21 protein-coding genes are annotated in these 23,852 nt (G+C 70.8%); 12 read left to right on the forward strand and 9 right to left on the reverse strand.

Annotation, left to right across the window (positions count from 1 at the left end):
* The first annotated feature begins 450 nt into the window (after window positions 1-450).
* The gene (locus ASE43_RS07520; protein WP_057160043.1) at window positions 451-1,884 is read left to right on the forward strand and encodes a TIGR00366 family protein; all 1,434 of its coding nucleotides are present in this window, start codon (window positions 451-453) and stop codon (window positions 1,882-1,884) included.
* A gap of 62 nt (window positions 1,885-1,946) precedes the next feature.
* On the opposite strand, the gene ASE43_RS07525 is transcribed toward ASE43_RS07520, so the two are convergent.
* Complete coding sequence (locus ASE43_RS07525; protein ID WP_057160044.1) at window positions 1,947-2,672, reverse strand: double zinc ribbon domain-containing protein; 726 nt, start codon at window positions 2,670-2,672, stop codon at window positions 1,947-1,949.
* 49 nt (window positions 2,673-2,721) lie between these two features.
* Here ASE43_RS07525 and bioB point away from each other — a divergent pair, with 49 nt between their 5' ends.
* The 7 genes from bioB to ASE43_RS07560 are packed head-to-tail and all read left to right on the forward strand — an operon-like array spanning window position 2,722 to window position 9,482.
* Window positions 2,722-3,792 carry a biotin synthase BioB gene (gene bioB, locus ASE43_RS07530; protein WP_056177578.1) on the forward strand — a complete coding sequence of 357 codons (1,071 nt, stop codon included), beginning with the start codon at window positions 2,722-2,724 and terminating at the stop codon, window positions 3,790-3,792.
* A 5-nt stretch (window positions 3,793-3,797) separates the two neighbouring features.
* A complete protein-coding gene (gene bioF, locus ASE43_RS07535) occupies window positions 3,798-5,030 on the forward strand; it encodes an 8-amino-7-oxononanoate synthase (RefSeq protein ID WP_056177580.1) in 1,233 nt (410 codons plus the stop codon).
* Window positions 5,027-5,461 (forward strand): ACT domain-containing protein, encoded by a 435-nt coding sequence (locus ASE43_RS07540; RefSeq protein WP_057160045.1) that lies wholly within the window; start codon window positions 5,027-5,029, stop codon window positions 5,459-5,461. The genes bioF and ASE43_RS07540 overlap by 4 nt, the downstream gene beginning before the upstream one ends.
* Before the next feature lie 8 nt (window positions 5,462-5,469).
* Window positions 5,470-6,261: a pimeloyl-ACP methyl ester esterase BioH gene (gene bioH / locus ASE43_RS07545; protein WP_057160046.1), complete on the forward strand. Its 792-nt coding sequence runs from the start codon at window positions 5,470-5,472 to the stop codon at window positions 6,259-6,261.
* 58 nt (window positions 6,262-6,319) lie between these two features.
* The gene (gene bioC / locus ASE43_RS07550; protein WP_057160047.1) at window positions 6,320-7,225 is read left to right on the forward strand and encodes a malonyl-ACP O-methyltransferase BioC; all 906 of its coding nucleotides are present in this window, start codon (window positions 6,320-6,322) and stop codon (window positions 7,223-7,225) included.
* Window positions 7,226-7,227: 2 nt separating this feature from the next.
* Window positions 7,228-8,493, forward strand: a complete 1,266-nt coding sequence (locus tag ASE43_RS07555) for a hypothetical protein (protein WP_057160048.1) — start codon at window positions 7,228-7,230, stop codon at window positions 8,491-8,493.
* A complete protein-coding gene (locus ASE43_RS07560; protein WP_056177589.1) occupies window positions 8,490-9,482 on the forward strand; it encodes a multidrug resistance efflux transporter family protein in 993 nt (330 codons plus the stop codon). Before ASE43_RS07555 ends, ASE43_RS07560 begins: the two co-directional genes overlap by 4 nt.
* 6 nt (window positions 9,483-9,488) lie before the next feature.
* On the opposite strand, the gene ASE43_RS07565 is transcribed toward ASE43_RS07560, so the two are convergent.
* The 6 genes from ASE43_RS07565 to ASE43_RS07590 all read right to left on the reverse strand — a co-directional run bounded on the left by ASE43_RS07565 (window position 9,489) and on the right by ASE43_RS07590 (window position 15,495).
* Complete coding sequence (locus ASE43_RS07565) at window positions 9,489-11,012, reverse strand: glycosyltransferase family 39 protein (protein WP_057160049.1); 1,524 nt, start codon at window positions 11,010-11,012, stop codon at window positions 9,489-9,491.
* Window positions 11,013-11,115: 103 nt separating this feature from the next.
* The gene (locus ASE43_RS07570) at window positions 11,116-11,541 is read right to left on the reverse strand and encodes a ketosteroid isomerase-related protein (protein WP_057160050.1); all 426 of its coding nucleotides are present in this window, start codon (window positions 11,539-11,541) and stop codon (window positions 11,116-11,118) included.
* Window positions 11,542-11,704: 163 nt separating this feature from the next.
* Complete coding sequence (locus ASE43_RS07575; RefSeq protein WP_056177596.1) at window positions 11,705-12,454, reverse strand: MHYT domain-containing protein; 750 nt, start codon at window positions 12,452-12,454, stop codon at window positions 11,705-11,707.
* A 29-nt stretch (window positions 12,455-12,483) separates the two neighbouring features.
* The gene (locus ASE43_RS07580; RefSeq protein ID WP_056177598.1) at window positions 12,484-13,272 is read right to left on the reverse strand and encodes a hypothetical protein; all 789 of its coding nucleotides are present in this window, start codon (window positions 13,270-13,272) and stop codon (window positions 12,484-12,486) included.
* Between the two features lie 201 nt (window positions 13,273-13,473).
* A complete protein-coding gene (locus tag ASE43_RS07585; RefSeq protein WP_056177600.1) occupies window positions 13,474-14,469 on the reverse strand; it encodes a pyridoxal-phosphate dependent enzyme in 996 nt (331 codons plus the stop codon).
* Between the two features lie 54 nt (window positions 14,470-14,523).
* Window positions 14,524-15,495 (reverse strand): DMT family transporter, encoded by a 972-nt coding sequence (locus ASE43_RS07590; RefSeq protein ID WP_057160051.1) that lies wholly within the window; start codon window positions 15,493-15,495, stop codon window positions 14,524-14,526.
* A 223-nt stretch (window positions 15,496-15,718) separates the two neighbouring features.
* On the opposite strand from ASE43_RS07590, the gene ASE43_RS07595 reads away from it, so the two are divergent.
* The 3 genes from ASE43_RS07595 (at window position 15,719) to ASE43_RS07605 (ending at window position 20,199) form a co-directional block, all read left to right on the forward strand.
* Window positions 15,719-16,312, forward strand: a complete 594-nt coding sequence (locus ASE43_RS07595; protein ID WP_056177603.1) for a hypothetical protein — start codon at window positions 15,719-15,721, stop codon at window positions 16,310-16,312.
* A 578-nt stretch (window positions 16,313-16,890) separates the two neighbouring features.
* Window positions 16,891-18,780, forward strand: coding sequence for a tRNA uridine-5-carboxymethylaminomethyl(34) synthesis enzyme MnmG (mnmG, locus tag ASE43_RS07600; RefSeq protein ID WP_057160052.1), 1,890 nt, complete (start codon window positions 16,891-16,893; stop codon window positions 18,778-18,780).
* A 132-nt stretch (window positions 18,781-18,912) separates the two neighbouring features.
* Window positions 18,913-20,199 (forward strand): sialidase family protein, encoded by a 1,287-nt coding sequence (locus ASE43_RS07605; RefSeq protein WP_082607168.1) that lies wholly within the window; start codon window positions 18,913-18,915, stop codon window positions 20,197-20,199.
* 4 nt (window positions 20,200-20,203) lie between these two features.
* On the opposite strand, the gene ASE43_RS07610 is transcribed toward ASE43_RS07605, so the two are convergent.
* Complete coding sequence (locus tag ASE43_RS07610; RefSeq protein WP_200943981.1) at window positions 20,204-20,716, reverse strand: GNAT family N-acetyltransferase; 513 nt, start codon at window positions 20,714-20,716, stop codon at window positions 20,204-20,206.
* Window positions 20,717-20,803: 87 nt separating this feature from the next.
* On the opposite strand from ASE43_RS07610, the gene ASE43_RS07615 reads away from it, so the two are divergent.
* Window positions 20,804-21,631, forward strand: a complete 828-nt coding sequence (locus ASE43_RS07615) for a nucleotidyltransferase domain-containing protein (protein ID WP_057160054.1) — start codon at window positions 20,804-20,806, stop codon at window positions 21,629-21,631.
* Window positions 21,632-21,752: 121 nt separating this feature from the next.
* Here ASE43_RS07615 and ASE43_RS07620 read toward each other — a convergent pair whose 3' ends face one another.
* A complete protein-coding gene (locus tag ASE43_RS07620; protein WP_082607242.1) occupies window positions 21,753-23,819 on the reverse strand; it encodes a M66 family metalloprotease in 2,067 nt (688 codons plus the stop codon).
* Window positions 23,820-23,852 lie beyond the last annotated feature (33 nt).

Raw genomic sequence — 23,852 nt, forward strand, 5'->3', positions numbered from 1 at the left:
TCTCCCGCTTGCGGGAGAGGGCTAGGGTGAGGGGTGCTTTTGTTGCTGCTCTGCTGGAGCAGCAGCAGTAGAGGCTTGCGCCCACGGCGCTCGCTGCCCTCACCCCAACCCACACCCCGGCCCGACCGCACAGCGGTCGGGCGTTCGGCCCAGCGCGAGCCAGTGGCTCGCGCCACGCCTCACCCCGCAAGCGGGAGAGGGGCTTATGTGTTGCCCGCACCGGTCCATATCTCGGCCCGAGCGCACAGCGGTCGGGCGTTCGGTGCAGCGTGAACCAGTAGCTCGCAAGCGCTGCCCCTCACCTCGCAAGCGGGAGAGGTCTTCTATCGCTGAGGAGCCAATTTCGGACTCCCATCGCAAACCGCGCCCTCGCTGCGACTAAAGTGCTAACGGCGCTCGCTGCAGGGCCGCGCAGAATCTTCGTGTCCATCGCCGCCGGAAACCTCGACCATGACCCCGACCGCCGCGTCCGCTCCCGCCAACGACGGCGCGCTCGCGCGTTTCGCCCTGCGCAGCGCGGCCTGGGCCGAGCGTTGGTTTCCGGATGCCTATGTGTTCGCGGCCCTGGCGGTGATGGTGGTCGCGATAGCCGCGCTGGGCTTCGGCGCCACGCCCAAGGCCACGGCGAGCGCATTCGGCGAGGGCTACTGGAGCCTGATCCCCTTCACCATGCAGATGGCCTTCGTGGTGATCGGCGGTTACGTGGTGGCGACCGCGCCGGCGGTGGCGCGCTTGATCGATGCCTTGGCACGGGTCCCGCGCAGCGGTCGCGGCGCGATCTGCTACGTCGGCCTGCTGAGCATGCTGACCTCGTTGCTGAGCTGGGGCTTCTCGCTGGTGTTCGGCGGCCTGCTGGTGCGCGCGCTGGCGCGGCGCGAGGACCTGGACATGGATTACCGCGCCGCCGGCGCCGCCGCCTACCTGGGCCTGGGCGCGGTCTGGGCGATGGGCTTGAGCTCCTCGGCGGCGCAGCTGCAGGCCAACCCGGCCAGCATGCCGCCGGCGCTGCTGGCGATCACCGGCGTGATCCCCTTCAGCCAGACCATCTTCCTGTGGCAGTCGATCGCGCTCACCGCCGCGCTGATCGGGGTGTCGCTGCTGGTGTGCTACGTGACCGCGCCGCGCGGCGCCTCGGTGCGGCGCGCCAGCGAGTTCGGTGCCGATCAGCGCCAGGCCACGCCGGCGCTGCCGCCGCGCACGCGCCCGGGCGAATGGCTGGAGTACAGCCCGCTGATCACCATCGCGCTGTCGGCGCTGGGCTTGGGCTGGCTGGTCCACGAGTTCGCGAGCAAGCCGGCGGTGAGCGCGATCGCCAGCCTCAATACCTACAACTTTCTGTTCCTGACCCTGGGCCTGCTGCTGCACTGGCGCCCGCGCAGCTTCCTCGACGCGGTCGCGCGCGCGGTGCCCAGCACCACCGGCGTGCTGATCCAGTTCCCGCTGTACGGCGGCATCGCCGCGCTGCTGACCTCGGCGCCCGGCCACGGCGGCGAGACCCTCGCCCATCACCTGTCCAGCGTGTTCGTGCATATCGCCAGCGCCGACACCTTCGCCCTGGTGATGGGCGCCTATTCGGCGGTGCTGGGCTTCTTCGTACCCTCCGGCGGCGGCAAGTGGATCATCGAGGCCCCTTACGTGATGCAGGCGGCGATCGACCTGAAGGTGCATCTGGGCTGGGCGGTGCAGATCTACAACGCGGCCGAAGCGCTGCCCAACCTGATCAATCCGTTCTGGATGCTGCCGCTGCTGGGCGTGCTGGGCCTGAAGGCGCGCGACATCGTCGGTTTCACCTTCGTGCAGTTGCTGGTGCATATCCCGCTGGTGCTGGGCCTGCTGTGGGCGCTGGGGCTGACCCTGAGCTACCAGCCGCCGGTGATGCCGTAGGGCGCGCGCGAGCGCAGCGATCGCCGCCGCGCCCAGCGCGCGGCAATGCCTCATCACGGCGCTCACGGCACCCGCGCGCATACCCAGGCCTCCACCCGCGCCACGCCCGCGCGGCGCAGGGCGCCGGCGGCCGCTAGCAGGGTCGCGCCGGTGGTCATGACGTCGTCGATCAGCACTACCCGCGCTGGCGCCGCGCCGCGGAAGCCGGCCGCGAAGGCGCCACGCAGATTGCGCCGCCGCGCCAGCGCGCCGAGGCTGGACTGCGGCGGGGTGTCGCGCGTGCGCCGCAGGGCGCCCTCGATCAGCGGCACGCCCAGGGCCCGCGCCAAGGGCCGCGCGAGTTCGCGGGCCTGGTCGTAGCCGCGTTCGCGCAGGCGGGCATGCGCCAACGGCACCGCGATCAGGGCCGCCGGGGCGGGGCGCTGGGGATCGTCCAGCATCAGGGCGGCGAGCAGGCGGCCGGCGGCGAGGTCGTCGTGGAACTTCAGCCGCGGCAGCAGGCGGTCCAGCGGTGTGCCGTAGACGAAGGCGGCGCGGACCGCGTCGAGCGCGGGCGGGCGTTTCAGGCAGCGTCCGCAGGCAAGCGCGGGTACCGCCAACGGCAGTGCGCAACGCGGGCAGGCGCAGCGGTTCCAGGGCAGGGCGCGCGCGCAGGCCCGGCACAGATCGCGGCCGTCCGCGCCGCGCTCGCCGCAGACCAGGCAGCGCGCCGGCCACAGCCCGCGCCCGAGCCGGGCCAGGCGGCCGTCAACCGTTGCGGGGTGGGTTTGGTTGACAGCGTCGTCCATGCTTTCCAGACTGCCGCCTCTGCCCCGTGTCGTCTGCCGGAAAACCTCCATGTCCGTCGTCAGTAAAGTCCCCGTCGCCGAGTCGGCCGTTTCGCCCCCGCGGGCCCTGCGCCACGACTGGTCGCGCAGCGAAGTACGCGACCTGTTCGATTTGCCGTTCCCGGAGCTGCTGCACCGCGCCGCCAGCGCCCACCGCGAGAATTTCGACGCCACCGAGGTCCAGGTCAGCACCCTGCTGTCGGTCAAGACCGGCGGCTGCCCGGAGGACTGCAGCTACTGCCCGCAGGCTGCGCGCTACCACACCGGCGTCGACGCGACCAAGCTGATGAGCACCGAGGCGGTGCTGGAGAAGGCCAAGCAGGCCAAGGCCGCCGGCGCCTCGCGCTTCTGCATGGGCGCGGCCTGGCGCTCGCCCAAGGACCGCGATATCCCGAAGGTCGCGGCGATGATCCGCGAGGTGAAGGCGCTGGGTCTGGAGACCTGCGCCACCCTGGGCATGCTCTCGGGCGACCAGGCCCAGGCCCTGAAGTCGGCCGGCCTGGACTACTACAACCACAACCTGGACACCGCGCCGGAGTTCTACAACGAGATCATCCACACCCGCGAGTTCCAGGACCGCCTGGACACGCTGGCGCACGTGCGCGATGTGGGCATGAAGACCTGCTGCGGCGGCATCGTCGGCATGGGCGAGTCGCGCAGCCAGCGCGCCGGCCTGCTGCAGACCCTGGCCAACCTGCCGGCGCACCCGGATTCGGTGCCGATCAATCGCCTGGTCCAGGTCGAGGGCACCCCCCTGGCCGGCACCGCCGAGCTGGACCCGTTCGAGTTCGTACGCACGATCGCGGTCGCCCGCCTGCTGATGCCGCGCTCGATGGTGCGCCTGTCGGCCGGCCGCGAGAGCATGTCCGACGAGCTCCAGGCCCTGTGCTTCCTGGCCGGCGCCAATTCGATCTTCTATGGTGAGAAGCTATTGACCACGGGCAACCCGGACACCGAGCGCGATATGGCGCTGTTCGAGCGCCTGGGCCTGCGGCCGATGCAGATCATGGAAGAATCGGCCACCGTACACGCCGACATCGTCGAAACCGACGCGGCGCCCTCCCACTCCTGCGCAGCCTGACCACCATGCACCGAGCGCAATGGCCCGAACGCATCGCCGCCGCGCGCGAACAGCGCGAGGCGACCTCGCGCACCCGCGTCATGCGCACGGTCACCCACCGCGACGGCGCGCGCTGCGAAGTCGACGGCCGCAAGCTGCTCAACTTCTGCGGTAACGACTACCTCGGCCTGTCGCAGCATTTCGGCGTGGTCGGCGCGCTGCAGGACGCGGCCTCGCGCGAGGGCGCCGGCGGCGTCGCCTCGCATCTGGTCTGCGGCCACCACGCCATCCACGAAGCGTTGGAGCGCGAGATCGCCGACTGGCTGGGCTCGCCGCGCGCGCTGCTGTTCGGCAGCGGTTTCATGGCCAACCTGGCCGCGGTGCAGGGGTTGCTCGGCGAAGACGACGTCTGCGTGCAGGACCGGCTCAACCACGCCAGCCTGATCGACGCCGCGCGCCTGGCCAACTGCCGCCTGCGCCGCTATCCGCACGCCGACGCCGAAGGCGCGATCCGCCAGCTGCGCAGCGTGCCCGAGGGCATGGCCATGCTGGCCAGCGATGGCGTCTTCAGCATGGACGGCGACGTCGCGCCGCTGCGCGACCTGGCCTTGATCGCGCGCGCGCAGAAGGCCCTGCTGTACGTCGACGACGCCCACGGCGTGGGCGTGATCGGCCCCGAGGGCCGCGGCTCGGTCGCGTCGGTGAAGCTGTCGGTGCGCGAAGTGCCGCTGCAGCTGGCCACCTTCGGCAAAGCCCTGGGCAGCTACGGCGCCGCGCTGCACGGCGACGCCGACCTGATCGGCCACCTGGCCGAAACCGCGCGCAGTCACATCTACACCACCGCGCTGCCGCCGGCCCAGGCCGCGGCCACGCTGGCCGCGGTCAAGCTGGCACGCAACGAACATTGGCGGCGCGACAAGCTGGTAGAGCTGACCCAGCGCTTCCGCGACGGCGCGCGCAAGCTGGGCCTGGAACTGCAGCCCTCGAGCACGCCGATCCAACCGGTGATCTGCGGCGACGACGCGCGCGCGATCGCGATGGCGCGTTCGCTGGAAGAAAGCGGCTACTGGGTCGCGGCGATCCGCCCGCCGACCGTGGCCGAAGGCCGCGCCCGCTTGCGGGTGACGCTGTCGGCGCTGCACACGCCGGCCGACGTCGACGGCCTGATCGAAGCCTTTGCGCGCGCCGCCGAGCGCGCCGGCCTGGGCCGCGCCCCGGTCGTCGCCGCAGCCGAGCTGCGCGCCACCCCCGCACCATGACCGCGGCGCCCGTCGCCGCGCGCCCGGTCGCCGAACGCGACCTCGCGCCGATGCTGGCCAGCCTGGACGTGCATCGGCGCGCGGGCGAATACGTTTACGTCGCCAGCGCGCGGCACGATCCCGAACTGGCCGCGCTCGCCCACGCCAGCGTGCGCGAGGACGAGGGCGCGAGCTATGTGCTCTCGCGCGCCGATGCCGACGCGCGCGGGCTGGGCTACGACTTCGTCGCCGCCTGGCTGAGCCTGAGCGTGCATTCGGCGCTGGACGCGGTCGGACTGACCGCCGCGGTGTCGGCCGCACTGAGCGAACGCGGCATCGCCTGCAACGTACTCGCCGGCCTCCATCACGATCATCTGCTGGTGCCGGCCGAACGCGCCGCCGACGCGGCCGCGGCGCTGGCCGCGCTGCGGCGACTGGCCGACGCGCACTGAGGGCCGCCATGTACGTGCAGACCCTCGGCAGCGGACCTTCGCTGGCGCTGATCCACGGCTGGGCCATGCACGGCGGCCTGTTCGCGCCGCTGGTCGAGCGCCTGGCCGACGACCACACCCTGCACCTGATCGACCTGCCCGGGCACGGCCACGCGCGCGACGACCGTACCGCGCTGGAGCCCACGCCGCTGGCCGCCGAACTGGTCGCGCGCATTCCCGATGCGGTCTGGCTGGGCTGGTCGCTGGGCGGGCAGTTCGCGCTGCGCGCCGCGCTCGACCATCCGCAGCAGGTGCGCGGCCTGGTGATGATCGCGTCCTCGCCGCGCTTCGTGACCGGCGCCGATTGGCCGCACGGCGTGTCGCCGAACCTGTTCCGCGATTTCGGCGACGCGCTCAAGCGCGATTTCCGCGGCACGCTCGAGGGCTTTCTGGCCCTGGAGGCCTTGGGCTCGGCCAGCGCGCAGGACGAGTTGCGCAAGCTGCGCAGCCAGGCCTTCGAGCGCGGCGAGCCGGCCGAGCACGCCCTGCAGGAAGGCCTGCGCCTGCTCGACGCGATCGACGTGCGCGATCAGTTGCCGAACTTGCGCGTGCCCAGCCTGTGGATCTCCGGCCGACGCGACCGCCTGGTACCGGCGGGCGCGATGCCGGCCGCGGCCGCGCTGGCGCCCGGCGGCCGCAGCGTGGTGCTGGACCGCGCCGGCCACGCACCCTTCCTGAGCGCGGCCGAACAGGTCGCGCAGCTGGTCGACGAATTCGCCGCATCTTTGCCGCCGGCGAACGCCGCCGGCGCATCGCCCTGATCCCCCAGCGCGGACGTCGCGCCCACGACGCACGCGCGCTACCGAAATCGCCTTACCGATGACCGATCTGTTCGACCACCGCCAAGTCCGCCGCGCCTTCTCCCGCGCCGCGCATGGCTACGACGGCGCCGCCGCACTGCAACGCGAAGTCGGCGCGCGCCTGTCGGAAACCCTGGACTATCTGGAAGACCGCACGCCCGAGCTGGTGGTCGATGTCGGCTGCGGCCCCGGCCATGCCGCGATCGCGATGCAGAAGCGCTGGCCGCGCGCGCAGGTCGTCGCGCTGGATCTGGCCCTGCCGATGCTGCAGGAAACCCGCCACAACGCCAGCGGCGGCCTGCCGCGTTTCCTCGGCGGCGCGCGCCGGCCCGACGCCCTCTGCGCCGATGCGCGCGCGCTGCCGCTGCGCGACGCCAGCGTCGATGTGCTGTATTCCAATCTGTGCCTGCAATGGGTCGAGGACCTGCCGACGGTGTTCGCCGGCTTCCGCCGCGTGCTCAAGCCCGGCGGCCTGCTGTTGGTGTCGACCTTCGGCCCCGACACCTTGTTCGAGCTGCGCGGTGCCTTCGCCGAAGCCGACAACACCCCGCACGTGAGCCTGTTCCCCTCGATCGCGCAGTTCGGCGACGCCTTGATCGCGGCGGGCTTCAAGGACCCGGTGCTGGACCGCGACGAGTTCGTGCTGAGCCACGACGACCTGGGCGGCCTGATGCGCGAACTGCGCACCCTGGGCGCGACCAACGCCATGCGCGAGCGCCGCCGCAGCCTCACCGGCCGCACGCGTTTCGCGCGCGCGGCGCAGGCCTACGAGGCGCTGCGCACTCCCGACGGCCGCCTGCCGGCGACCTGGGAAGTGGTCTACGCCCACGCCTGGGGCCCGCAGCCGGGCACGCCGATCCGCGTCGGCGGCGTCGACGAAGTGCAGGTGCCGGTGGCGAGGATTCCGATCCGGAGACGCGGCTGAGCATGCGCGCGCTGCGCGCCGGCTGGCTGTCGCTGCTGCGCGAGATCCGCTTGGGCAGCCAGCCCGAGGGCGGCCGCAAGACCAGCTTCATCGCGGTCGATCTGCATCCGTTCGCGCCCAGCCTGACGGTCACCTGGTGGCGCACGCCGCGCGCCGAACGTAGCGTCAAACTGCTGGCCGCGAGCTATCTGGAGCGCGCCGAGCGCGGCCATCACGAATTGATGCACGTCGTCGAGCTGATCCAGCGCACCCTGCAGGAACGCTGCCTGGATCCGGGCGTGTTCGAAGGCGTGCTCACCGCACCCGCGGGCTCCTTGTTCGATCGTCTGGCCGTCGCCGAAGCCGACGCGGTCGATAAACTGCACGCCGCGATGGAGGCGCAGCTGCTGGGCGACAGCGGCCGCTGGGTCGCGATCCATCCTCTGTACCGGATCGTCGGCGCGAGCGTCGATCTGGGATTCGCGAACCTGCGCATCGTGCGGCCCGACGACGAAAGCTATTGGCGTTCGTTGAACGGCGGCCGCGTACTCGCGAATTGGAGCCCGCTGACCGGCCACCTGACCGGCAGCGCGATCGGCTTTCGCGAAGGCCTGTTCCATGCCTGGCTGGTCGGCGAGTACCAAGGCAGCAAGGAAGGCGTGCGCCAGCGCTACAAGCGCGATGCGCAACAGGCGATGGCCGCGGTGTACGCGTTCTGGAGCGAAGACCGCCGCCGTCATCGCGTCGCCCAGGTGGCGCAGGAACACTGTCTGCTGCTGCAGGACGGCCCGCTGCGCAGCGGTTACGAGCTGTCCGGCCTGGGTCGGGTCTATCCCTGCTACGGCGACGAGAACGAGGTCGCCTTGCTGGCGCCGCGCCTGCGCGCCTGGAACCTCGCGCGCGCGGCCTTGCCGGCGGACGCGGCGCAACGGCTCGGCAACGCGCTGTGCTTCGTCAACCTGGCCATGGGCTCGGACGACATCGCCTACTACCTGCATTACTTCATCGCCCTGGACGCGCTGTTCGGCGTGCGCGGCCGGGTCGAGGACAGCATCGTCGAGGGCGTGCGCCGGGTGTCGGCGCTGCCTGCGGCGGCGGACCGGGCCGCCTGGCTGTTCGAGCTGCGCAACGAGCTGGTGCATGGCGGCTCGCGCAACGTGCACGAGTGGCCGCGCTATCCCGATTACCTGCGTCATTTCGATACCGAACCCGAGCGCGATATCGAAGCCATCGTCCTCGACTGCCTGCGTCGCTACCCCGACGCGTACGCGCCTGGAGCGCCGCCATGACCCCACGTCGTCTCGCCCTGGCCGCGGTCGCGATCGCGCTCGCCTCGGCGTTGTTCTTCACTTGCACCTACGTGCTCAACCGCGCCGCCGCGGTCGGCGGCGGGCATTGGGCATGGACGGCGTCGCTGCGCTACCTGATCACCCTGCCGCTGCTGTTGCTGGTGATGCCGGTGCAGGGCGGCGCGGCGCCGGTGTGGCGTGCGATCCGCGCGCATCCGTGGCCGTGGTTGCTGTGGAGCGGCATCGGCTTCGTGCTGTTCTACGTGTGCCTGAGCTGGGCCGCGGCAAGCGGGCCCTCGTGGCTGGTCGCGGGCACCTTTCAGCTCACCGTGATCGCCGGCATGTTGTGCGCGCCGTTCCTGTACCGCGATGCGCGCGCGCGGATTCCGTTGCCGGCGCTGTTGGCCGGTGCGGTGGTGGTGGCCGGCGTGTTGCTGCTGCAGCTCGGACACGGCGGCGGCCAGCTGGATCGCGAAGGCTGGATCGCGCTGATCTGCGTGGCGGTATCGGCCTTCGCCTATCCGCTGGGCAACCGCGGCCTGCTGCTGCATCTGGAGCGCAGCGGGACCGAATTGAACGCGACCCAGCGCGTGTTCGGCATGACTCTGGCCAGCCAGCCGCTGTGGATCGCGGTCGCGGTGTACGCCTTCGCGCAGGCCGGCGTGCCTTCGGCCGGGCAACTGTGGCTGGCCGGCGGCGTGGCGCTGGGCGCTGGCGTGATCGCGACCGTGCTGTTCTTCCAGGCCACCGGCATGGTCCGCAACGACCCGACCGCATTGGCCGCGGCCGAGGCGATGCAGGCGGCGGAGATTTTGTTCGCGACCCTGATCGGCGCGCTCTGGCTGGGCGAAGCCTGGCCGCAGGGGCGCAGCCTGCTCGGCGCGGCCATCGTGGTGGTCGGCATCGTCGCTTTCAGCCTGGTCGCGGCGCGCGCGGCGGCCGGCGACGATCACCGCACCAAGGAAATGCGCAGCGACCGCGGCGCCTGAGCCGGGTCAGCGCATCGCGTCGCCCGGCCGCGCCAGACGCGGCGCGAACTCGACCTGGAAGATCACCCGGCGCTCGAAGGGCGCGCCCAGCGCGCTCGCGCGATAGCCGAGCGTGGCCACGCGCGCGCGCAACCGCGGCCACATCGTTTGTTTGCAGACCCAGACCGTACCGGGCTCGTGCTCGGCCAGCTCCTGCGCCAGCGATTCGTCGAACTCGGGATTGAAGCGCGCGCCCGGCGCCGGCTCCAGCGAGACCTTCTCGATCTCGGCATCCAGATGCAGGTGCAGGCCGTAGCGCGCCATGTCTTCGACGAACACCACCTCGCGCACCGGACCGGGCGCGCGCGTGCGGATCGCCTCGGCCCAGGCCGACGCGTCCTTGTGGGTGGGCCAATAGACCGTGGCCAGCTTGAGCGCCAGCAGCACCGCGACCAGTGCCGCCAGCCATGGCCAGGTCGGCAGGCCGCGGCCTTCGTCCTGGCGCTGCCGCGCCGCGATCACCGCCAACGGCAGGAACAGCGGCAGCAGGTACAGCGGCATGCGCGACTGCGCCAGGCAGAACACCAGCAGCGGCAGCCACAGCCACAAGGCCAGCAGCAGCGCCGGCGCCTCGCTCAGGCGCGCGGCGCGATCGCGCCAACGCCCGGCCCGCGCGGGCAGCGCGCGCGCCCAGCGCCACAGCGCCGGCGTCCACGGCAGGGTGCCCAGCAGCAGCGTGGGCAGGTAGATCTCCAGCCAGCCGTACCACTCGCCGTGGCGGCCGAATTCGTTGGTGGTGACGCGGTTCACCACCTCGTCGCCGATGAAGTACTTGAACAGGCCCGGATGATTGGCGATCACCGCCGCGTACCAGGGCAGCGCCAGCAGCACGAACAGCGCCAGGCCCGACCACTGCAGGATCCGATACCCGCCCGGCGCGAGCAGATTGAAAGCCAGGATCGGCAGCAGCAGGAGCAGCGCCGGCGGGCCCTTGCACAGGAAGCCCAGCGCGAAGCCGATCCACATCAAGGCGATCCAGCCGCGCGCGCGCAGGCGTTCGCGCGCGGGTTCGGCCTGCGCCGGCCCGAAGCGCGCCTCCACATAGGCCCACATTGCCACCCCGGTGCAGGCCGACAACAGGTAATCGGTGGTGATCAGCTGCGAGGCGCCGACGGTGAACGGCAGGGTCGCGTAGATCGTGGCGGCCTGCGCCTGCGCACCCGGCGCGAGCCGGCGCGCGACGCGCCAGGCCAGCCACACGCTGAGCAGATAGGCCAGCGCCGCCGGCAGCCGCGCCGCCCAGGTGTGATGGCCGAACACGGCCACGCTGGACGCGATCGCCCAGTAGGTCAGCGGCGGCTTGGTCCAGTGCGCGACTTCATGACTGCGGCGCGGATTGATCCAGTCGCCGGTGTCGAGCATGTTCAGGGCGACGTTGGTGTAGCGGCCTTCGTCGGGGTCCCAGATGCCGCGACTGCCCAGAAAGCACAGCGCCAGCGCCAAGGCCAGCGCGGCGATCCAGTAGGCGGGCGTACGCGGGAGTCTGAGCATCGGGGCCGTGCGGCGGTCGGGCGCCGCGACAGCCTAGCGGAGCGGATGTTACGCGTCGGTCGCGTCGCCGCGCCGATGCGCGGCGGTTGCGCCGCGGCCGCGCTCAGCTGACCTGGGCGATCCAGTCCTGCAGGTTGTAGTAGTTGCTCACGCGCTGGATGCGGCCGTCGCGCAGCTCGAAGAACGCGCCGCCGGGCAGCACGTATTTCTGCCCGCGCGCTTCCGGCAGGCCGGCGTCGCTGGCCAGGTACTGGCCGTGGACCACGTACTCGGCCGCCGCGCGGCTGCCGTCGGGCGAGACCAGCACCACGATGTCGTGCAGCTGCTCGCGGTAGCTGGCCTGCATGCGCTGCAGGAACTGAGCGAATGCGGCGCGCCCGTTTTCGCGCGGGCCCTGGTTGAGGTCGTGGGCGACGTCGTCGGACAGCAGGACGAGCATGCCGTCCCAATCGCCGCGGTTGAAGGCGGCGTAATAGGCCAACACCACCTCGGTGGCACGGTCGTGGCTGCGGGTACCGTCTATCTTCATCGGGGGCCTGGCTGCATCGGTATGCGGGACGCGGCGATGATACCGGCGTCGCGCTCAGGCCGCGTGAGCGCGGTCGAAAAACGCGCGCGCCCGCGCCGCATGCGCCAAAACGAAGGGCCCGCATCGGCGGGCCCTTCGCGCTACCGCGTTACGGAAGGTGCGGTCAGATCTGCACCATCGCGCGCTGACGCTGGCGCAGCATGCTCAGGGTCAGCACCGTGGCCAGCAGCAGGGTGGTCACCGCGAAGATGCCCATGCCCAGATTGGCGCCGCTGATGCCGCCGGCCAGCGCGGCCGCGCCGGCCTGATTGGGCGCGAAGCTGGCCGCGAGCATGCCGGTGTAGTGCATGCCGCACACCGCCACGCCCATCACCAGCGCGCTGCCCAGCATCTGCAGCCAGCCGCGCAGGTTGAAGGCCAGCCACAGGGCCACGATCGAGGCCACGATCGCGATCGCCGCCGAGGCCGACACCAGGGTGCCGTCGTAGTGGATGTCGGCCGGCATGCGCATCGCCGCCATGCCGCTGTAGTGCATGCCGGTCACGCCCAGGCCCATGAACACGCCGGCGATCACCAGCTTGCCCCAGCCGAACACGCCCGCGCTGGCGATCGCCAGGCCAGCCATGCACGAGAGGATCGCGATCACCGCCGAGGCGATGGTGATGGTGAGGTCGTACGTCACCGGGATCTGCATCTGGCAGGCCAGCATGGCGATGAAGTGCATCGCCCAGATCGCGCCGCCGCCCATCGCCGCGCCGGCGGCGAAGATCGCGCGCCAGCGCGCCGCGCCGCGCGCGGCCGGGATCGCGATCGCGAGCTGCAGGGCGGTGAACGAGCCCAGCACCGAAACCAGGTAAGAAAGCACGACCAGCAGCGGGTCGTGGATGCATTGAATGGCGTGATCGTGCGGCATTGGTAGTCCCCCGTGGTGGTTGGCCTGACTCAGGCGTGGAACTCGAAGCAGCAAGTCTCCGCGCCGGTGTTGCGACAATGGCTTTCGACGACGCGCACCCCTTCGGTGCCGTGGGGTCCGCCGAGCAGGCCGCCGAGCATGCCGCGCAGGAAATGGCAGGAAGCGCCGTGTTCGCCGCGATGGCAGAAGGGACTGTTCTTGACCCGCAGGGTGTCCTCGTGGAGTTCGGCCTGAACCAGCTGGCGCATCGCCGGCAGGGCGATGTGGCGCACCGCGTCGGCCAGGGCGAGGTGGCCGCCCAGGGAGTAGTCGCGCTTGTAGACCCAGGTGCCCACGCGCTGGCCGATGTAACGCAGCGTCGCCTCGCGCTGCGACGGCGGCAGGTCGTGTTCCAGCGCCAACAGCTGGATGAAGATGTTGGGGTAGTCGCGCGCCAGCTGCGGCAGCAGAGATTCGACCCGGCGCGTGTCCATCGCGGTGGCGGCCTCGTCGGACGCGGTCGCGGGCTTGAGCGTCGCTCCGCCGTTGGCCTTGGGCGCGGCCGGTGCGGGCGCAGGCGCGCTGACGGTATTGGCGACGCTGGCGTCGACCGGCGAGGCTTCGAAACTATTGACCAGGTGATGGGTGCCCAGACGCTCTTCGAGCATCAGCAGCCCGTTCTCCGGGCCGCGCACCACCATGGTCAGCACCACGCCTTCCTCGCTGTTGACCATGCGCTGACGCAACAGGGTGAACCCCGCCGCGATCACGGTCTGGCCCAGGGCCAGCAACAGCCCGTCGCGGCGGTCTGCGACCACCCGAAACTCGACATCCACCATCAGCCACCCCTTCGGCTAAACGTTGTTCAGTGCTTGAACGAAATGGTCGGATCTCGTCGCGCACCGGCGTAAGTGAATCAACGCCGTGGGGTGCGCTGCGTAGCTCAGCGTGCCAGTGGCATGCGCAAAAAAATGATAGAGGTGTCACAAATAAAACACGTCGCATCGCCGTCGATGCGGCGGCTTCCACCGCCGATGTATTCAGCGCGCGAACAAAGTCGCCAACGCATCCGCATCGACGTTGCCGCCGGACAGGATCACGCCGACTTTTTTTCCGGCGAAAAGCGAACGATTAGCGAATACCGCGGCTATTGCGACCGCAGCGGAGGGTTCCAGCACTTGTTTTGCGCGTTGCAGGAACAGGCGCATCGCGGCCACGGTGTCGGCGTCGTCGACCACCAGGGCCTCGACAGCATAGCGCTGCAAAAGCGCGAAATTAGGCGCGCCCAACGTGCCTCTCAATCCGTCGCAAATCGTGTCCGGTACGAACTGCGTAATACGTTTACCCGCTTGCAGCGAAGCGTGGGTCTCGGCGGCGCCGGCCGGTTCGGCCACGAACAGACGCGTGGCCGGCGATACCGCCGCGCTCGCGATCGCGGTGCCGCTGGCCAGGCCGCCGCCGCCGACCGGCGCGATCAAGGCGTCCAGCGCGGGCGTCGCCGCCAACAATTCCAAAGCGGCCGTGCCTTGGCCGGCGATCACGCGCGCGTCGGTGTAGGGATGGACCAGCTCGGCGCCGGTCTCGGCCTGCACCTGCGCGCACTTGGCCTCGCGCGCGTCGATGCTCGGCGCGCAACGGTGCAAGGTGGCGCCGTAGGCTTCGATCGCGGCCAGCTTGGCCGCCACCGCGCCCTCGGGCACGACCACGTGGCAGGCGATGCCGCGGGTGCGCGCGGCCAGCGCCAGCGCGGCGCCATGATTGCCGGAGGAATGGGTGACCACGCCGTGCGCGGCCTCGGCCTCGGACAAGGACCACACCGCATTGCAGGCGCCGCGGAACTTGAAGGCGCCGATGCGCTGCAGGTGCTCGGCCTTGAAGTAGAGCTCGCAGCCGGCCAGGGCGTCGATCGAACGCGAGCGCAGCACCGGCGTGGTGTGCGCATGCGGGGCGATGCGCGCGGCCGCGGCCAGCACGTCGCGGAAACCGGGCAGGTCGGTGGCGGGCGCGGAGGGGTCGTTCGGGGGAAGTTCGCTCATCGTCGCGAGACTAGCGCACCCGCGCCACCGCGCTCCATGCCGGCGCGGCGGCGTTCATGCGTTTTCGCTGGCGGGCGCGCGCCGCCCGAGCAGGCTGACCGCGGCCGAACCGGCCACCACCAAGGCCGCGCCGACCCAGCCCAGGCTCGAGATCCGTTCCGGCGCCAGCATCTGCGGCCAGAACGCGTGCACCACCGTCACCGCCACGATGCACAGCAAGGGCGTGGTCGCCAGGATCGCCGACACCCGCGAGGCTTCCCAGTGCGCCAGCGCCTCGGCGAAGGCGCCGTAAGCGCCGACGGTGTTGAGCGCGCAGTAGGCCAGCATCGCCCAGTGGAAACCGTCCAGCGCCAACAGCGCGGACGGACGCGCGAACGGCAGCAGCAGCACGCTGGCGGCGACATAGATGAACAACAGGATCTGCATCGATCCCAACTTCATCAGCAACTGCTTCTGCAGCAGCGCGTAGGCCGCCCACACCACCGCGCCGGCGATCACGAAGGCCGAGCCCAGCAGGTAGTCGCCGCTGTGCGCCGCGCTTGCGCTGGCCGCTTCCTGGGCCCAGGCGTGGACCAGCTGGTCGCGGAAGAACAGGCTCAGCCCGATCAACAGCAGGGCCAGGCCCAGCCATTGCGCGGCGCGGAAGCGTTCGCCGAACACCCAGATCCCGCCCAGGGTCATCAGCAGCGGCGCCAGCTGGATCAGCAGTTGGGCATTGGCCGGCGAGGTGTACTGCACGCCCAACAGGTACAGCACGTAGTTGCCGACCAGCATCAGCGCGGCCAGCGCCAGCAGGGTCCAGCCGCGCCGGCCCAGGGCGCGGTAACCGCCCAGGCGCCCGCGCAGGCCCAGCCAGGCGCCGGTCACGCCGGCCGCGACCAGGAACCGGAACCAGGTCAGGGTGATCGGGTCCAGCGCCTCCAGCACGATCTTCAGCGCGATCGGCAGGGTCGCCCAGCAGGCCGCGGTGAGCAGGGTCAGCAACAGGCCCAGCCGCCAATGGCCGGAGGTGCGGTGCAGGGTCATGGGGGCTCGCGAACGGGGGAGCGGGGCGCCTGCGCGCGGCCGCGGACCGGCATGCTGGCACCGGTGCGCCGGCCCGGCAATTGCGCAAGCGGTCGGTTAGGGCGGCGACACTGGTAGCGCGGACCTGAACCGGTCAGGATGAGGTTTCCGGCCACCCGCCGAGTTAAGCCCGAGTTCAATGCCCCGGGCCGAAGCTGGCGGCACACCCTGGGGGGTTCCAGCCATGATTCGCAAACTGATCCTGCCCGTCGTAGCCGCCGTCCTGCTGGCCGGTTGCTATCCCGATTACGTGTATCGCGACGGCGCGCGCGGCGACTATTACTACGGTCAGCCGAGCACCGAGTACCGCTATTACGGTTCTTACGGCGGCTCCTACGGCGGCTATTACCCGTACGGCGAGGCCTACCGCTTCGGCTACCGCTACGGTGGCTATCCGTATCCTTATAGCTACGGCTACCGACCGGGCTACGGTTACGGCTACCCGGGCTATTACCCCGGTTACCCGGGCTACGGCTACCCGGGCTATCACCGTCCGCACCGCCCGCGTCCGCCGGTGGTGGTCAATCCGGGCCAGCCGCCGACCAACCCGCCGCCGCCGGGCCGTCCGGACAACGACCGCTCGCCCTGGCGCAACCTGGACGGCATCCGCCGCCAGCACGCCGATGGCGGCCGTCCGCCGACCCACGTGCCCTCGCAGCCGATGCCGCGGGTCTACAACAACCCGCCGCCGCGCCGCGACGGCGGCTCGCCGATGCAGCAGACCATCCGCCGCGCGGTCGAAAGCCGCGACAGCCGTCCGGCCACGCACGAGCAGTGAGACCGGGCCAGGGGCGGCGCTGAACGCAGCGCCGCTCCCGCACCGCCGCTTTCCACGGGCGCGGCTTCCACAAGCGCGGCTTTCCACAAGCGAGTTTCCGGTCACACCCCAGGGTCTTGCATCGGGGCCGGACTGACCGCAATCTACGGGTATTGACCGGCTGCGTCGCATTTGGACGTAGTCGGTAAGACAGCCTGACTATGTCGGCGCCCGGCGAGGAATCACGGATCCCCCCTGTTCCGTCCCCGTCGGGCGTCGGCGCCTTCTACGAGGCGACGCGCAAGACGCGACGTCCCGCGCGCAAACCGCGCCAGACCGGCCTCAGATCGATGGATCGCGCGTATCGCGCAGCGGAATCGGGAAAAAAATAAGGGGCCGAATGTCCCCCGACATTCGGCCCCCTGCTTCCCCCGCGAGCGCTTGGCCAGCCCCTGTTCCAATTCCGACCGGCGTCTAGCGCCTGCCCCGCTGGGTGCAAGAGTAATGACGCAGGAACCGTGCCAAGTTTCCGTGCCCGGGCGCCCCGCGCCGGCATGCCCTAAAATTCCGCCCGCCGCCCCGCGGCGCCGGACCCTGCGATGACCGACTCTTTCTACCAATACGATGTGATCGTGGTCGGCGGCGGCCACGCCGGCACCGAAGCCGCGCTGGCTTCGGCGCGTGCCGGTGCGCGCACCCTGCTGCTCACCCATTCGGTCGAGACCGTCGGCGCGATGAGCTGCAACCCCGCCATCGGCGGCATCGGCAAGGGCCACCTGGTCAAGGAGATCGATGCGCTGGGCGGGATCATGGCGCGCGCCGCCGACGCCGCCGGCATCCAGTGGCGACGCCTCAACGCCAGCAAGGGCCCGGCCGTGCGGGCGACGCGCTGCCAGGCCGATCGCGGTCTGTATCGCAGCTTCATCCGGCGCGCGGTCGAAGCGCAGCCGAACCTGACCCTGTTCCAGGCCGCGGTCGACGACATCGAATTCGCCGACGGCCGCGTCAGCGGCGTGCTCACCCAGACCGGGCTGCGCTTCCAGGCGCGCGCGGTGGTGCTGACCGCCGGCACCTTCCTGGCCGGCAAGGTCCATGTCGGCCAGACCACTTACGCCGCCGGCCGCGCCGGCGACCCGCCCGCGACCGCGCTGGCCGCGCGCCTGCGCGAAGGCCCGTTCGTGGTCGACCGGCTCAAGACCGGCACGCCGCCGCGCATCGACGGGCGCACGCTCGACTACTCGGTGATGGAGGAGCAGCCCGGCGACGATCCGCGCCCGGTGATGTCCTTCCTCGGCAGCCGCGACGACCATCCGCGTCAGGTCTCGTGCTGGATCACCCACACCTCCGAGCAGACCCACGACCTCATCCGCGGCGCGCTCGACCGCTCGCCGCTGTACACCGGCCAGATCGAAGGCACCGGCCCGCGCTACTGCCCGTCGATCGAGGACAAGGTGGTGCGCTTCGCCGAGAAGGCCAGCCACCAGATCTTCGTCGAGCCCGAAGGCCTGGACGTGGCCGAGATCTATCCCAACGGCATCTCGACCTCGCTGCCGTTCGACGTGCAGCTGGCGCTGGTGCGCTCGATCCGCGGCTTCGAACGCGCCCACATCACCCGCGCCGGCTACGCGATCGAGTACGACTACTTCGACCCGCGCGGCCTCAAGACCACGCTGGAGACCAAGGCCGTGGCCGGCCTGTACTTCGCCGGCCAGATCAACGGCACCACCGGTTACGAAGAGGCCGCCGCGCAGGGCCTGCTGGCCGGCGCCAACGCCGCGCGCCACGCGCACGGCCTGGACGGCTGGAGCCCGCGCCGCGACCAGGCCTACCTGGGCGTGCTGGTCGACGACCTGATCACCCACGGCACCAGCGAGCCCTATCGCATGTTCACCTCGCGCGCCGAGTACCGGCTGCAACTGCGCGAGGACAATGCCGACCTGCGCCTGACCGAAACCGGCCGCGAACTGGGCCTGGTCGACGACGCGCGCTGGGCCGCGTTCGCGCGCAAGCGCGAAGCGATCGAGCGCGAGAGCGCGCGCCTGGCCGCGGTCTGGGCCGCGCCCGGCAACGCCCTGGGCCGCGAAGTGGCGCAGACGCTGGGCATCGAACTCACGCGCGAAACCAGCGCGCTGGACCTGATCAAGCGCCCGGAGCTGGACTACGCGAAGCTGACGAGCGTGCCCTCGCTGGGCCCGGCGGTGGCCGATGCCGCGGTGGCCGAGCAGGTCGAGATCGGCGTCAAGTACGCCGGCTACCTGGAACGCCAGCGCGAAGAGATCGCGCGCCAGCAGCGCAACGAAGACACCGCGATTCCCGACGGCTTCGATTACGCCGGCGTGCACGGCCTGTCGGCCGAGGTCCAGCAGAAACTGGAGCGCGTGCGTCCGCAGACCGTCGGTCAGGCCCAGCGCATTCCCGGCATGACCCCGGCGGCGATCTCGCTGCTGCTGGTGCACCTGACCCGCGCGCGCCGCGCGCGCGTGGCCTGAGACGCGGCGCGCTCGCCGCGTACCCGCCCGCCCGCTCGCTCGCCCGCAGGATGCGGTGAGCCAGAGGCGAACCGCATCGCCGCGTAACACCACGGCCGCCCTCGCGGCCTCGGGCTGGATTACCCTTCCGCCATGAAGCCCTGCCCGATTCTCGCGATCGCACTGATCCTGGCCGCCAGCGCCTGCGGGCGCGGTGACGCGCCGCCCCCCGTTGCAGCCGAGGCCCCCGCATCGGCGCCGGCCCCGCGCTTGAGCGCCAGCGCCTGGGCGCTGCCCGTGGACACCGCTGCCGCGCAACCCGATCTGGTCGCCGGCGCGGACGGCCGCTTGCTGCTGTCGTGGATCGAGTCGCATGACGGCGAACATCGCCTGCGGCTGGCGCAATCGAGCGATGCCGGCCACGCGGCCTGGTCGGCGCCGGTGCAGGTCGCCGCCGGCCGCGACTGGTTCGTCAACTGGGCCGACACCCCGCACGTCATGGCCACCGCCGACGGCGCGTTATGGGCGCATTGGCTGCGCAAGTCCGCGAGCGCGCCCTATGCCTACGACGTCGCACTGGCGCGTTCGGCCGACGATGGCGCGACCTGGTCCGCGCCGGTGCTGGTCAACAATGACGGCACTTCGACCGAGCACGGCTTCGTGTCCCTGTGGCCGGCCGCGACCGATCGCATCGGCATCGCCTGGCTGGACGGCCGCCACAATGCGGCCGCGTCCACCGACGCGCATGCCGGCCACGAGGACCATGGCGGCACGATGAGCCTGCGCAGCGCGATCGTCGATGCCGAGCTGCGGCGCAGCGACGAGGTCGAGCTGGACCGCAGGACCTGCGACTGCTGCCAGACCGATGTCGCGCTGACCGAGCGCGGCGCCTTGCTGGTCTATCGCGATCGCTCGGTCGAAGAGCTGCGCGACATCGCGGCAGTGCGGCGCGGGCCGGGCGGCTGGGGCGCGGCGCGCATGGTGCACCCGGATCGTTGGACCATGCCGGCCTGTCCGGTCAACGGCCCGGCCGTGGCCGCGCGCGGATCGCGCGCGGTGGTGGCCTGGTACACCGCGGCCGGCGACACCCCCACGCTCAAGCTCGCGCGCAGCGAGGACGCCGGCGACTCCTACGCCGCGCCGCGCGTGCTCGACCAGGGCGCGCAGGTGCAGGGCCGCGTCGATGTCGCCATAGCCGCGGACGCGGTGTGGGTGCTGTGGCTACGCGAGGACGCGCAGGGCCAATCGCTGCAGCTCGCGCGCTACGCCGCCGACCTGTCCGGCGAACCGCAACGCCTGGAGCTCGCGCGCCTGCAAGGACGCGGTCGCGCTACCGGTTTTCCGCAGCTGGCCCTGTCCGGTGCCGCGGCCTACGCGGTGTGGACCGACGTGGCCGACGGCCGCCCGCATCTGCAGGGCGCGCGCATCGTCGCGCGCTGAGCGCTCAGGCCTCGGTGGAGTACAGCAGCAATTCTTCGGCGTCTTCGCTCAGCCGCATCCGGCGCTGGTATCGCAGGCCGATCTTCTCCAGCACGCGGGTGGAGGCTTCGTTGCCCGGCGAGACGATGGCCAGCACGCGCGGCAGTCGCAAAGGTTCGCGGGCATGCGCGATCACCGCCGTGCAGGCCTCGACCGCGTAACCCTGGCCGCGGTACTGCGGGAGGAAGGCGTAGCCGATGTCCGCATCGGGCAGGGTGTCGCGCTGCAACAGCCCGCTCAGGCCCAGACGTTCGCCGCTGGCCTTGTCGCGCACCAGCCACAAGCCGAAGCCGTGCTTGGCGTAGCTGGCGGCCGGCCCGTTGGCGATGTAGCGCAAGGCGTCGGCGTGATCGCGTACGCCGCGATCGCCGATGTTGGCCAGGAAGGCCGGGTCGTTGAGCAGTTCGACGATGAAGTCCGCATCCGGCGGCGCCAGTTCGTCCAGCGTCAGGCGTTGCGTTTCGATCACGGTGGTCACGCGTTGCGGTCCTCGAAGTATTTGGCCGATGCCGGCAGTGTCGCCGCTGGGCTAAGCTTGATGCCAGTGCAGGCGGCCCGCAATTCGATGACCGACGTCCCCGATTCCGACATCCATCCGATCGCGCCGGAGCAACGCGCGGCGGTGCTGGCCGCCCTGGACGGAATCGAGCGAGATCACGATGTGCGCATCGTGTTCGCCTGCGAGTCCGGCAGCCGCGGCTGGGGCTTCTCTTCGCCCGACAGCGACTACGACGCGCGCTTCGTCTATGTGCACCGGCGCGACTGGTACCTCAGCGTCAACGAGCGCACCGGGCCGGGCGAGCCGCAGCGCGACGTGATCGAACTGCCGATCGACGACGAGCTCGACGTCAGCGGCTGGGACCTGCGCAAGGCGCTGCGCTTGCTGTCGAAGTCGAATCCGACCCTGCTGGAGTGGCTGCGCTCGCCTGTCGTCTATCGGCAGGACGAACGCTTGGTCGCCGGACTGCGCGAACTGGTGGACCGCAACTATTCGCCCATTGCCACCTGGCACCACTACCACCGCATGGCGCGCGGCAACTTCCGTGGCTACCTGCGTGGCGAGCGAGTACGGACCAAGAAGTACTTGTATGTGCTGCGGCCGATATTGGCCTGCCTGTGGATCGAACAAGCTTCCGGTCCGCCGCCGATGGCCTTCGAGCGGCTACTCGACCGCCTGTTGCCCGATGGACCGCTGCGCATCGCGATCGATGCTTTGCTGGTTAAGAAGCGCAGCGCCAAGGAAGTCGAGGATGGACCGCGCGTGCCCGAGATCAGCGAATTCATCGAAGCCCAGTTGCGGCGTATGGAACAGTCGCCGCCGACGCTGACGCCCGGCCGCGGCCAGGGCGAGCAACTCGACGAATTCTTCAGGCGCGCCATAGCGCCCGCCTGACCGCGCGCCAGTCGTAAGCCTTTAGCAGCCGAGTTTCATCGCGCCCAACCTGGGCACCGGCTCTGCCATCGATTCGAGCAGGCTTCGATGAGCGAAGACGCCACCGCCACGCCGCGCGAGATCAGCGCCGCAACATGCGAGGCAGGGTCTGGCGCATATCGAACCGAGGCGGCTGCGGCGGAGCGGTCCCGTCCGGCCGCGCGCTGGCGCACAGCGGCGCCGGCAATGCCGAACGCGGTGCGGCGATCGTCGCCAGTTCGGTGCATGCGCCTTCGGCGCCGCGCACGCCTGCGGTTTGCGCGCGCATCGCGACGGGCACACCTGGCGCGGTCGGTACGCCGCCCGTGGCGTGCGGCGTGTCGCCCAATTCGATGTGCTCGCGGGTGGCAAGTACGGCCGGGTTGGCCGGCAGGCCTTCCCAGGCGCGCGGCGTATCCAGCAGCTCGATCTTGCGCAGCATCACCTCGCCGGGAACATTGATCGCCCAGGTGCGGAAGCTCGCGCCGTTTTTGGGATCGCTCGCGTTCGCGGGCGGCGCCGTCATCGGCCCCCACCAGGAGCGAAAGCCGCCTTGCAGCAATACGTGACGCACGCTGCCGTCGACGTAAGTCAGACGCAGGCTGTAGTCGCAGCCGCTGGCGTGGCAATACCAGGGCACCGGCCCGGTGTTGGGCACGATGCTGGCGCGTTGCGCCGCATCGGTGGGGTCGATCGTACGCAGCAGGTTGCCGCGGTGGCTCAGCACCGGATAGATCTGCGAGACCTGGGGCGTGCCGGCCAGGCTGTAGGAGATCGCGATGGCGTGCACCGGCACGTCGCGCCGCAGAGGCAGCCCGCCGTCCAGGCCGTACAGACCCTTGTCGGTGGTGGTCCGGTCGACGTTGACCCAACGCCGGTCCAGGCTATCCCAACGCTTGTAACCGCCGGGGAAGGCGGCATCGGCGACGATGCTGCCGCCGTCGTACACGCGCCGGCCCTGGTCGTCGTTGCGGGCGACGCCTTCGAAATGCCGTTGCATCATGGCGGTGCTGTAGTCGGAGAAGGTGGCGAAGCGATAGCCGGCCGCTTCGTCTCCGGAGCCGCTCTGCATCGGGTCTTGCTTGATGCAGCGTCCCTGGGCGTCGAGCTGACGCGGCGTGCCGGCGAAGGTATCGCCGCGGCAGGTGCTGTAGCGCGACGCGGTGGTCGGCACGAACGGCGCCAGGAACTGCTTGCGCGTGCTGTCGTAACCCCAGACCGATCCGTTGAGGCTGCCGGCCAGATACGGATAGCGGCCGCCCTTGTAGCCGTCGTCCTGATGCGGCAGGCCCATGGCGTGGCCCTGCTCGTGCACGAAGATCCCGCGGTAGTTGTGATCGCCGACGCCGGTATCGCCGCCGACCGTGCCCAGGCCGCCGCCGGGGCTGCGGTACACGCGGTTGGCGTCGAACATGATCAAGGGTGCGTAGTACTGCACCGGACCATTGCCTTCGCCGTTGGCGTCGAGCAGGCCGCCCAGCACGTCGAGCACCGCGCCCATCAACTCGTAACCGGCTTGTTCCTCGTTGGTGTTGTGGGCGACGTAGGCCGGCCGGCCGCCGGCGGGCCCGACCACCAGGATCGGCCATTGCGCGAGCCGCGCGGGATGGTTCTGCGCGACCACGCTGGCGACCGGCCACTTGGCGTAGAGCTCGTCGACCGTGGCCGCATTGGGCACCGCGGTGGTGCTGAGCGGGATCGAATTGAGTTCGTTGGCGCCGAACAGGTAGAAGGGCAGCACGCGCAGGGTGACCGGGCTGTCGGCGCCGATCGACGGCGAGCGGAACCCGCCGGCGCTGTAATTGTCGGCGCTCGCGCGCAATTGCAGGCCCGGTGCCAGCCAGGACGCCGGCAGCGTGGCGCTAAGCGCACCGTAGGGGTGGGCGGGGCCCGCGGCTTCGGTCGGCGGCGTCGCGCCGCTCAGCGCGATCGAGCCCAGCTGCTGGCCGCCGCGCCAGGCTTCTATCCTCGGATTGACGGCGTTGTCCGCCGCCAACTTGACCAGCACCAGCGCTTCGCGATTGCCGATCGCATGCAGTTCTTCCTTGGCGTTGGCCAGGCTCCATTGCAGGCCCGCTTCGGGCATGACGTGAGTCTGCGCCAGATGCAGCTGCACGATCTCCAAGGGCGTGGCGAAGGGCTGCGTTTGCGGCGCGTTGGGCGTCGCCATCGACATGCCGGTGGCCGCAGCGGCGCCCGTCGC

Origin of the sequence: Lysobacter sp. Root983 (assembly GCF_001429345.1) — a bacterium.
In the GTDB taxonomy this organism is placed as follows: domain Bacteria; phylum Pseudomonadota; class Gammaproteobacteria; order Xanthomonadales; family Xanthomonadaceae; genus Lysobacter.